Below are 11,616 nucleotides of genomic sequence, written 5' to 3'. Positions count from 1 at the left end.
GACTCGACTACCGATGACCAGCATATTGCATCGTAGATGACAGCAACATGCTGTGTTCGCTCTTAGGGATATCCCCTGACACAGTATATCAAGAAACGAGAACCCCATCAAGATATCTATCTTGATGGGGTTCTCGCCTTATATTTGCAGATTTACGCTCCTATTGGCCTTAGTCTTTTACATTGCGGAAGGCCAGTGAGTACACCAGGACTACAGCAAAGCAGAAGGCCGGCAGGTAGAACGCCGAACGGATAGCCGTCTGTTCGGCGTTAAAGCCACTGACGAGGAATGCCAGCGTGCTGTTATCGACCAATGCACCCATCATCGGCGTGATGATTGCACCGCCAAGAATTGCCATAATCAAGCCAGCCGCACCGAACTTGACCCCGGGGCCGAGGCCACGCAGGGCAATGCCATAAATCGTCGGGAACATCAGCGACATGCATCCAGAGATGCCAATCAGGCAGTAAATCGAGACATCGATTGGCAGGTAGATCGTGCCGAAACAACAGAGAATGCCACCCAGTGCAAAGACTGCCATCATCTTAGCGGGGGTGATGTACTTCATGAGCCACGTGCAAATCCAGCGGCAGCCGATGAAAAGAAAAATCGAGTAAATGTAGAAATTCGCGGCCTCAGCTTCAATGACATGCAGATTTACCATCGCGTACTTGATGGTCCAGGTCCAGACGGCAATCTGTACGCCAACATAGAAGAACTGCGTCACGACACCGAATGCATAGCGCGGCAGATGGATGAGGCGCGAGAGGGCTTCTTTGACGGTCATCTCTTCGCCAGCGTCCTTATCGTTCAGCTTGCTGCGGAAGAAAGCGCACCAAATAATAAAGGCAATGAGAATCAAGCCGACATACGGCACGCAGACCCAGAAGAGCTCGACATCGCGCACAGCGGCGAGCTGATCCGGCGTCATGGCCAGGCGGTCCTCCAGCGTTGCCGGATTCAAATGCGAGAGAATGACATACTTTGCCAGGAACAGCCCCGCCATCGAGCCTAGCGGATTGAATGCCTGAGCAAAATTCAGGCGACGGACACTCGTAGATTCATCGCCGAGAGAGAGGACAAAAGGATTACACGTTGTCTCGAGGACCGACAGGCCGCCGGCCAGAACGAAGATTGAAACGAGGAACAGATTATAGCTTTGCAGGATGGCCGCTGGGATATAGCCAAAAGCGCCGACCATGTAAAATCCTAGACCGACCAAGACACCGACGCGGTAAGAGTACCGTTTGATGATAAAGGCTGCTGGCAAAGCTAACACAGCATAAGCTCCATAGAAAGCGACCTGTACTAAGGATGAGTCTACCGCTTTTATCATGAATATCTTCGCAAATGACGGCACGAGATTATCCGTCATATTATTGAGCAGGCCCCAAAGTGCAAAGCACGTGACAAGCAGGCCGAAGTACAACCGGTATTCCTTTGGTACCACAGGCGCAGATGCCTCCTGGATGTCTGACTGCACAGCAGTTGCAAAGCCTTCTTCTTTCATATTAGCCCTCCTTTTAGAAATGACTGCCTGAGATTCAGGCAATCATTTTCTTGATTTGCTCTATCGCTATCTCTTCAATTTCACATTCCCATCTAGTCCTGATTATGCTCCTTCAATCTTTGGCATAATGGCGATATCCAGGATGGCGCCCCGTTACTCCGTAATAACTGCGGAGCTTGATCAGCTTATCGATATTATCTTTCGATATCTCCTTCGGTCCCCCGAGCTGGTACGCTACGAGATTAATCTTCGCAAAGAGCTCGACTGTCTCCATTTTGTAATACGCACTGATGAGGTCAGCCCCCATCGTCAGCGCACCGTGATTTTCCAACAGCACAGCATCATGATTCTGGATATATGGAGCAATGGCTTCTGGTACCTCATAAGTAGACGGCGTACCATACGGCGTAATCGGGATAGACCCCAATGAAACGACCGTCTCAATCATATCGTAACGATCGAGTGGAATATGCGCCACGGCAAAGCCCGTAGCCGTGGGCGGATGCGCGTGCAGCACGGCGCCGACATCATCACGATCCTTGTAGCAGCGCATGTGCATCTTGATCTCGGAAGATGGACGATAGCCCTCCTTGGCCTCGAGCACCTTGCCTTCCGCATCAATCCGCACGAGCTTTTCCGGTGTGATGAAGCTCTTGCTGATTCCTGTCGGCGTAGCAAGAAATGTCCCATCCTCCAACTTGACTGTCACATTGCCATCATTTGCTGCTACCCAGCCAAGCTGCCACATTTTATGGCAAACATCACAGATTTCTGCTTTGATATCTTCGTAACTCACGTAATTTCCTCCTCAATCCTGTACGACACCCTTTTGTAGCATGACATTTGCATAGACGGCACTCTCACCCGTTGTCACAATGGCATATGCCGTACTGGCCTCTTTGTAAAACGCAAACCTCTCGATTGTCCCCACAGCTTCAGCACCACGTAGGTCATGATTTGCTATGATGTCCTTATACGTATCCCATATCGGGGTCTTGACAGGATCACCTTTCATGACTTCCATGAGACTGACAGGTTTTTCGACATAGGCATCGAGTGGCATGACCTGCAAGATAGCATCTAAGAGTTCTGGCACACCATGACCATCACAGCGTACAACCTTGCAATTTTTACCGACCGATTCCGCAGGGAAATTGCCATCGCCAATGACAATACGATCGCTGTGGCCCATCTCGCATAGCACCTTGAGTAATTCCGGCGATAAAATATGGGGGATACCCTTTAACATGATGTGACTGCCTCCCATCTCTGATATTCTTCCTGCCAACGTTCAGATTCTTTTGGCCGATACGTCTGGATAGACTCGGAATCCCTGATGATTCGCCGTGCATCGCGCAAATTCCTGATATCACCTGCCGAAAGCAGTTGCATGGCAATATTGCCAAGCACCGTAGCCTCGACGGGGCCAGCCAAGATTTTCTTACCGCAAGCATCTGCCGTCATCTGGCAAAGCAACCGGCTCTGAATTCCGCCGCCAATCATATGCAAGCACGAATACGTGCGGTCTAAGCACCTTTCCAGTTCCATGGCCGCCTGATGATAACGCATGGCCAGGCTCTCATCGATGCAGCGGACAATGGCACCAATGGACTCCGGTACAGGCTGACTTGTCCTGCGGCAGTAGTCACGAATCTGTTCCGGCATATTACCGCTCGGCACGAATTCTGGCGCATCGGGATGAATGAAGGATTGAAAGGGTTCAGCAACCCTAGCCATTTGCTCGAGTTCCCCGAAAGAATACTCATGTCCTTCTCGCATCCATTGACGACGACATTCCTGGATCAACCATAAACCAATGATATTCTTGAGGAACGATGCCTTGCCGCCATAGCCTCCTTCATTTGTGATGTTGGCCCGCTCAGATGCTTCATTGATGACAGGCTCAGCAAGTTCTGTGCCGAGCAGGGACCATGTGCCACAAGAAAGAAACAGAAATTCCTGCTGCTCTGTCGGCACAGCCGCCATGGCACTCTGCGTATCGTGTCCGGCCACAGCGATGACTTCAGCTGGGCCAAGGCCAAGTTCCTTGCAAAGTGCTGTATCAAGCGTTCCGATGCGTGTTCCCGTCGGGATGATCTCAGGCAAGATATGATCTGGCAAAGCCAGGGATTCTAGGAGCTGCTTTGACCAGCATTTTTGCCTGGCATCGAGCATCTGGCTTGTCGAGGCAATCGAATATTCTGCTCTGCATACGCCAGACAGAAAGTAATTCAGGAGATCTGGCATGAACAGCAATGTCTCCGCCCGCTCCAGGATCTCTGGACGCTGCTCCTTCAGCGAAAGCATCTGGAACAGGGTATTGATTGGCATAATCTGATTGCCGGTAATTCCATAGAGTTCTTCTCGCGAGATATGGAGAAATGCCTTCTCTACCATGCCAGCAGTACGCTGGTCCCGATAATGAACGGGATTCTCAAGCAAATTCCCACGTTTATCCAGCAAGCCAAAATCCACACCCCAGGTATCAATACCGATACTTGCAATCGGTCCAGATAAGTGAGCCTTTGTCATGCCTTGCTTGATTTCATGAAACAAACGCAAGACATCCCAATACATCGTGCCGCGAACCATGACGGGATCATTGGCAAAACGGTGTACCTCTTCCATGTGGATGGTGCGGCCATCGAATGTACCGACAACCGCCCTGCCACTGGAAGCACCGAAGTCAAAGGCGAGTACGCGTTTTTCTTCGGTCATCTTATCTCCTCCAACTTACAATTCATATCCGAGGCTCATCACTTATACATCGGGCCATATGCCTTGCATGCGCGATAATCCTGTCCTTCTTTATCCATGCCAAATGCATTCCAGGCTGCCGGGCGGAAAATTTCCTCCTCCGGCACATTGTGCATGCAAACGGGGATGCGCAGGATTGAGCAGAGCGTGATTAGGTCAGCACCGATATGCCCGTACGTGATGGCACCGTGGTTAGCACCCCAATTATTCATGACATCATACGCCGACTTAAAAGCGCCCTTACCCGTGAGTCGTGGCGTGAACCACGTGCACGGCCAGGTGTAATCCGTGCGTTTCCAGATTTTATCCGATACTTCATCCGGCAGATTGACCGTATAGCCCTCTACAAGCTGCAGGACAGGTCCAACACCCTTGACGATATTAACGCGAACCATTGTGGCGGGCATTTCGCCGCGAGTCAGGTAACGAGACGAGAAGCCACCACCACGGAAATAGCCATTGTCTGCGGGACACCACTCAGTGGCATCCAAGCATGCCTTCTGATCGCTCTCCGTCATTTCCCAGAACGGCTTGATGACCGAATTGCCATCGCCGTCCTTGACTTCACCACAGGCATCAAGGCAAGCTGCACCGGAATTGATGAGATGCAGGAATCCCTTGCCTTCTTTAGCCTTGCCTTCGAGTTCATAGCCTGTTGCCTTCTTAACAGCTTCAGGGCTCCAATACGTCCGGACATCAGCAAAAATCTGTGCGCGATTTGTCAAGAGCTTGTTGAAGAGCATCGCCACACCATTAAGCGTATCGTTCTCCGTTGCCAGAATATAGCTTTCACGTGCGCCTTCCCAGTCAAACGACGAGTTCATGAGTGCTTCAGCAAAATCACCATTGGGATAGAAATCCGTCCACTGACGCTGCCCCTGGAAACCACCAGCAATTGCATTATGGCCAACAGCCTCTTCCTCACAGCCCTTTGGCAGGTTTGGATTGCCGTTGTAGAGATCTTTCATGATGCACATCATCTTGACGACAAATTCCCAAGCTTCTTTCTTCTGCTCATCCGTCTTGCGCGCAAAGTCTGGGTTCTTGTCGAAACCTTCCTTACAATGCTTTTTCGTCCAAGCCAGAGCCTTCTCATACTCTTTCTGGTCATAAATGCCTTCTGTCATGCGGCGGATGATTTCAACCTCATCAACCGATTCAATACGCATGCCAAGGTATTCCTCAAAAAATTCCGGGTTGATGATAGATCCTCCGATGCCCATCGTGATGGAGCCAATCTGCAAGTAAGATTTACCTCGCATCGTCGCTGCTGCTACCGCAGCACGGCCAAAGCGAAGAAGCTTTTCCTTAACATCCTCGGGGATCTCCGTTGCATCAGCTTCCTGAACGTCGTGTCCGTAAATACCAAATGCAGGCAACCCCTTTTGTGCATGGCTAGCGAGCACCGAAGCCAGATAGACGGCACCTGGACGTTCTGTGCCATTAAAGCCCCAAATGCCCTTGATTGTCATCGGATCCATATCCATCGTTTCCGATCCGTAGCACCAGCACGGTGTAACAGTCAGCGTGATATCAACACCAGCCTTTTTGAACTGATCTGCGCAAGCCGCTGCTTCCGCCACACGGCCAATAGTGGTATTGGCAATGATAACCTTCACCGGCTCACCGTTTGTATAGCAAAGGTTCTCCTCGAACAATTTCTTGGCAGCCTGAGCCATACCCATGGTCTGCTCCTCTAATGAGCCACGTACATTGAGTACGCCACGACGCCCATCAATTGTCGGACGGATACCAATTACTGGATAATCACCAATCAATCTGCTCTTTGCCATATCTGCTTCCTCCCAATCCATTATCTGAAGATTTCTTTATCTTGATTACACGTTAAGTATATCATTAGGAAGCACTTCATTCTTGTTTTATCTTATGGTATAATAAGATAATATTATCTTTTGTGTATTTTTTATATTCTAAAAAATTATTCCCCCAAAATTACAAAATAGTAAAATAAAAACGGATTTTTACTCACATAGTACAATAATAGCTTTTTTTATAACAATATTATCTTTATGAGAAAGGAGCCACCTATTTTATGCAGCACGATGGATATAATGAATTTCGTCAACGCGGGCGATTTGACTTCCCTATCGAATTCCACCATGTCGATTGCCACCATCCACGTTTCTACATGCCATATCACTGGCACATGGAGTACGAGATTGATTTGGTCATACAAGGAACACTGACTCTTTCCCTGAATGAGACACAGATTCATGCTCATGCAGACGATATCGTCTTCATCCGCGATGGCATCGTTCATGGGGGTCGCCCAGAATCTTCTGATACTATCTATGACTGCATTGTCTTTGATATGAAAAAAATGCTCACTGGCAGTCATTCGTTCCAAGACCAGATTGATGACATTCTCAAGCACATCACACTGATCAGCAAATACATCCCTTCGACCACTCCAGATATCCCCAAAATCATGCAATTCCTCTTCCGTAGCATGGAAGAAGAATATCCAGGATATGAATTGGTCGTTACCGGACTCCTCTACTCATTCCTCGGGCTCATCAGACGGCATGGTCTCTATCATCAAGCAGACCCTCTGGCTCTGCGGGAGCATAAGCGTAAGCGTATTACTCAGCTCAAACAAACTTTCAATCTTATTGACTCTAAATATCAGCAACCGTTGACGCTTGCTGACCTCGCAAATGCTGCCAATTTATCCCCTAACTATTTCTGCCGCTTCTTCCAGAAAATCACACATCACTCTCCTATTGATTATCTCAATCGCTATCGTGTTGAGATGGCCTGCCTCAAGCTTGCGCATACCAATGATTCCGTTACGGATATCGCGCTCTCTTGCGGGTTTAACGATGTAAGCTATTTTATCAAACTCTTTCAGCGCTATAAAAAGACTTCTCCACTCAAGTACAAGCAGCTCATAAAATCGCACAGCAAATAAAACAGTGAGGACCACATATCCCAGGATATGTGGTCCTCACTCATCAGTAAGATGTTCTCATATTACACTGTCATCGTCATTGTGACTTGAACTGCACGGTCACGGTTGTCCCCTTGTCGACCAGTGTATTCGGAGCGATGCTCTGGCTGACGGCGTAGCCGGAGCCGTCGGGGTCGCAGTTCAGACCGCGGTCGGCGGCGAGCTGGGCGGCTTCGCGCATGCTCTTGCCGGAGAAGTCGGGCACGACGACCTTGCCGTCGGGCACGGTGCCGGAATACGACTTCTGCGTCTTAGCCGAGGGCTTCGCCTTCGACTCCATGCCGGCGAACGGGTCGCTCGACGGCTCGATGTGCAGGTAGCGGAAGAGCTGCGTGAAGATGCGGCTGGCCACCGGCGCGGCGATCTGGCCGCCGTAGTAATTGCCCGTGCCGGGGTCGTCGATCATGACGAGCACGGTGAGCTGCGGGTCCTCGACGGGAGCGAAGCCGCAGAACGAGGCGATGTAGTGGCCTTCCATGTAGCCGGAGCCGTCGGGGCGTATCTTCTGGGCCGTGCCCGTCTTGCCGGCGATGCGGTAGCCCTTGACGGCTGCCTTCTTGCCGCCGCCGCTCGCGACGACCTGCTCGAGCAGTCCGACGAGCGTCTTGTCGGTGGCCGACTCAATCGTGCGGCGCACCTCTGTCGTGCCCTTCTCCTCGTAGATGGAGCCGTCGACATTCGTGATGGTCTTGACGATGTGCGGCTTTAAGAGCACGCCGTCGTTGGCGATGGCCGACATGGCCGTCACGAGCTGCAGCGGCGTCACAGCGATACTCTGGCCGATGGCCATCGTCGCGACGTCCGAGTCGCGCATGTCATCCGGGTTGAAGAGCAGGCCGCCCTCCTCGCCCGGCAGCTCGATGCCCGTCGGCGAGCCAAAGCCAAAGAGCTTTGCGTAATCCGTGAGCTTCTGTGCGCCGAGGCGCAGGCCGACCTGGGCAAAGCCCGTGTTGAGCGACTGCTTGACGACGTCGGTGAAGGTGACGGTGCCGAAGCTCGTGCCGCTCCAGTTCTGGATGCGGCGGCCCGAAACCATGACGTAGCCCGGGTCGACGAAGACCTGGTTCGGCGAGACGACTTTCTCCTGCAGGGCGGCCGCGGCGACGACCGACTTGAAGGTCGAACCCGGCTCGTAGATGAAGGAGACGGCGCGGTTCTTCCAGACCTCTGGCGAGTAGTCGTAGAAGCTGTTCGGGTTGTACGACGGACGCGAGGCCATCGCGAGGACCTCGCCCGTCTTCGGGTTCATGACGACGCAGGTGATGGCCTGCGGATTGTTCTCAGCCATCGCGCGGTCAAGCTCCTGCTCGACGATGAACTGGATGCCGGCATCGAGCGTGAGCTCGACGTTCTTGCAGTACTCGCCCTTGTACTGGCGCTGGCTCGAGAAGATCGAGTCGAGGATCGGCCTGTTCTGGCGGTCCGTCGTCAGGTACTTCTCCTTGACCTCTCCCTTCAGCAGACCGTCGAGGCCCTGCTCGATGCCGTCGAGTCCCTTGTCGTCCGTGCCGACAAAGCCGAGGACGTTGGCCCCGAGGATGTCGTTGGGGTAGTAGCGCTTGGCCTCGTCGCGGAAGCCGACGCAGTCCGTGTACGACTTCTCGCGGACCATCTTGCGCACAGCCTCGTACTCGTCGTGCTCCATGCGCCGCTTGACCCAGACGAAGCCGCCGCCTGCCGAGATATCATCGAGGATCTCCTGCTCGGGCATGTTGATGAGCGGCGCGAGGTCCGAGGCAAGTGCATCGGGATCCGAGACGTGATTCGGGTCGATGTACAGCGACTTCGTCATGAGGCTCACGGCCATCTCGCGGCCATTGCGGTCGGTGATCGTGCCGCGCGGGGACTGTATGGCCAGGTCGTACCCGACCTGGCTGCGCATGCGCTCCGACAGCTCATCTCCCGCTACGAGCTGCAGCCAGGCGTAACGCAGCACCATGACACCAAAAAGGATGCCCATCACGTACACCATCGCCAGGATGTGCTTCTGCAGCCAAACACGTCTATCCATCTTCATCTCATTCGTTCACTCCAACTAGCCGGGATCACCGCCTGATGGCAATCCGCCTCTCGTTTTTTCTCATCCCTGTATTGTACCACATTTTTCACGGCTTCGCCTGACCAGCTTCACTCTGACCACTCCTGCCGCTGTGGCGTAAGAGTGTCTCGCGCAGACGGTCTTCGATGGAGGCGAGCTCTTTCTCGGCAGCCTGGCGCTTGGCGCGTCCTTCCTGCTGGATGCGCACCGTGTCCTCGATCGTCTGGATGAGCTTCTCGTTGACTTCGCGCACCGTCTCGACATCGACAATGCTGCGCTCGTTTTCCTTCGCCGTTTCGATGGAATTCTGCTTGAGCAACTCTGCATTGCGCTTCAGGAGCTCGTTCGTCGTGTTGTTGACGGCCTGCTGCATGCGCAGGACTTTCTGCTGGGCCGAGAGGCCGAGCGCGATGACGAGCTGGTTCTTCCAGAGCGGGATTGTCGAGTAGATGGCTGTTTGCACGCGGTCGATCAGCGCCTTGTCGTTGTTCTGGATCAGGCGGATCTGCGGTGCCGTCTGGATGGCGATCGTCTTGCTGATCTTGAGGTCGTGCAGCTTCTTCTCGAAGCGGTTGACGCCCGCCTCGAAGTCCGCGACGACCTGCACGGCCATCGGGTCGTTGGCCGCGGCTGCCTGCGCGTGGAGCTTCGGCAGCGTCTCCGTGCGCATCTCCTCGAGCTTCTCCTCACCGGCCCGGATGTAGAGCTGCAGCTCCTTGAAGTAGGCAAAGTTCTCGTCGTAGAGGCGGTCGAAGAGCACGACATCCTTCATCATCTTGAGGCGCGACTGCTCGAGCGCGCCGGCGATGCGCTCGACCTGCACCGAGAGCTTCTCGTAGCCCTGCTTGATGTTGTCCGTCTTATTGACGAGGCTGCCGAGAATCGGCACCTTGCGCAGGAAGCCGCCCTGGCTCTTCTCGTCGTACTCCTTGACCTCTGTCACGAGACTGCCGAGCAATTGGCCGACCTCGCCGCTGTCCTTCGTGCGCACCTGCGCGAGGACGCTGTCGGAGAACGCCGCGATCTTCTTCTGTGCGGGCGCGCCGTACGTCAAGAGGGCCTCGGAGTCGGTCATGTCGATGCTGTCCTTGATCTGCTCGACTTTCTCCAGTTCCTCCGGTGAGAGCGCATCCACAGCCGCCTCGACCTCGCGCTCGACTTTCTCCGGCACGATGGCCTTCGTCGTGGTGCCCTGCTCTGCCTGATGGCGCGTCATGAGATCCGAAAGATCAATATCCTTTGCCATAAAAATCACCGCCTGTTGCCTTGGTAGTACATATCATAGAAATCATCCATCGACATGAAGAGATAGCGCATGCCCTCGAAGAAGCCGACGATGCCGGGGATGGCCGTCCACCAGAAGAGCAGGTAGAGGATACCCCACTTCGTCTTGCCCTGATAGAACTTGTGGGCGCCGATGCAGCCGCCGAAGATGGCGAGCGCGCTCATGATGAGCTTGTCCTTGAGGACGCTGCCGCGCAGTTCTTCCGGCATCGTGACGTGGAACGTGCTGGCCGCGCGGAAGGCGCGGCGGCGCGGATGCTTGCGGCCGCCGCGGTTCTGGAGGCCCGTTCCCTTGTGCACGACTGGCTCCTGCTTGTCGAAGAAGCGGCGCACATCCGCGAGGACGGTCGTCTTCTCCATCTCATTCTCCTGCACTGATGCCGCCGTCTTCTTCTCCTCATGACTTGGCAGGTTCTCGATGCCGTCAGCGGCCATCGTCTTCCGCAGGACGGAAAGCTCGGCGTCCATGTCGAGTAGCTTGTCGCTGAGGACGCGCTCGAATTCCTTCTCATACGCTTCGTCGAAGGAAGCGAGCGTATCTTTGATGTTCTCGCGCGTCTCGGCGACCTGCTCCGTATCGAGGCCCGTCTTCTCGAGCTCGCGGTACTCCTCGGCGAGTCGCGCCGCCCTGTCCTGGTACGTGTCGATGAAGCGGCGGGCAGCCGGAATGGCCTTCGGGTGCTTCTCGAGGTAGTCGAGCAAGTTCGCAGCGACCTGCTGCATCACGGCGAGCTGTTCGCGCAGCTCGCCGTCGCGTATCGTCCTGCGCGCCGCATCGACGCGCGCGTAGTCGCCCACGGCCTTCTGCCAACTCGTCTCGATGAGCTGTGCCTCGTCCTCTGAATACTCCTTGAGCTCGAGCTTGTGGTGGCGGTCAATGGCCTGACCGCTGTACGTCTTCGCCTTGTAGCCGAAGTAGACGCAGAGGACGAGAGAGATGGCCGTCATGCCGGCCGGCAGGAAAACGTAGTCCGGATTCTTGAGCAGATAGTCGATGCTGCCGCAGCCGAACAAGAAGAACACGGCGCTCCAGAACCACAAAAAGCCTTTCATACT

At 53.9% G+C, this 11,616-nt stretch carries 9 protein-coding genes; 1 reads left to right on the top strand and 8 read right to left on the bottom strand.

The window, feature by feature from the left end:
• Positions 1-169: 169 nt before the first annotated feature.
• From fucP to B2X55_RS00090, 5 genes are all read right to left on the bottom strand, one after another.
• Positions 170-1,510, bottom strand: a complete 1,341-nt coding sequence (gene fucP / locus B2X55_RS00110; protein ID WP_286820376.1) for an L-fucose:H+ symporter permease — start codon at positions 1,508-1,510, stop codon at positions 170-172.
• Between the two features lie 112 nt (positions 1,511-1,622).
• Positions 1,623-2,306, bottom strand: a complete 684-nt coding sequence (locus B2X55_RS00105; RefSeq protein WP_278822614.1) for a class II aldolase/adducin family protein — start codon at positions 2,304-2,306, stop codon at positions 1,623-1,625.
• A 12-nt stretch (positions 2,307-2,318) separates the two neighbouring features.
• Positions 2,319-2,759, bottom strand: a complete 441-nt coding sequence (locus tag B2X55_RS00100; RefSeq protein ID WP_286820375.1) for an RbsD/FucU family protein — start codon at positions 2,757-2,759, stop codon at positions 2,319-2,321.
• Positions 2,753-4,228 (bottom strand): rhamnulokinase, encoded by a 1,476-nt coding sequence (locus tag B2X55_RS00095; protein WP_286820374.1) that lies wholly within the window; start codon positions 4,226-4,228, stop codon positions 2,753-2,755. The genes B2X55_RS00100 and B2X55_RS00095 overlap by 7 nt, the downstream gene beginning before the upstream one ends.
• 38 nt (positions 4,229-4,266) lie before the next feature.
• Entirely contained in the window at positions 4,267-6,060 is a 1,794-nt protein-coding gene (locus tag B2X55_RS00090; protein WP_286820372.1) for an L-fucose isomerase, read from the bottom strand.
• Positions 6,061-6,320: 260 nt separating this feature from the next.
• On the opposite strand from B2X55_RS00090, the gene B2X55_RS00085 reads away from it, so the two are divergent.
• Positions 6,321-7,199 (top strand): helix-turn-helix transcriptional regulator, encoded by an 879-nt coding sequence (locus tag B2X55_RS00085; RefSeq protein ID WP_286820371.1) that lies wholly within the window; start codon positions 6,321-6,323, stop codon positions 7,197-7,199.
• A 76-nt stretch (positions 7,200-7,275) separates the two neighbouring features.
• On the opposite strand, the gene B2X55_RS00080 is transcribed toward B2X55_RS00085, so the two are convergent.
• The 3 genes from B2X55_RS00080 to B2X55_RS00070 form a co-directional block, all read right to left on the bottom strand.
• Positions 7,276-9,210, bottom strand: coding sequence for a penicillin-binding protein (locus B2X55_RS00080; RefSeq protein WP_414683469.1), 1,935 nt, complete (start codon positions 9,208-9,210; stop codon positions 7,276-7,278).
• Positions 9,211-9,343: 133 nt separating this feature from the next.
• A complete protein-coding gene (locus B2X55_RS00075; protein ID WP_286820368.1) occupies positions 9,344-10,522 on the bottom strand; it encodes a toxic anion resistance protein in 1,179 nt (392 codons plus the stop codon).
• A gap of 5 nt (positions 10,523-10,527) precedes the next feature.
• Positions 10,528-11,613, bottom strand: coding sequence for a 5-bromo-4-chloroindolyl phosphate hydrolysis family protein (locus B2X55_RS00070; RefSeq protein WP_286820367.1), 1,086 nt, complete (start codon positions 11,611-11,613; stop codon positions 10,528-10,530).
• Positions 11,614-11,616: the final 3 nt, after the last annotated feature.

Source organism: Mitsuokella sp. UBA4253, from assembly GCF_002395285.1.
GTDB lineage: Bacteria > Bacillota > Negativicutes > Selenomonadales > Selenomonadaceae > Mitsuokella > Mitsuokella jalaludinii.
This window is presented reverse-complemented; position numbering and strand designations above follow the sequence as displayed.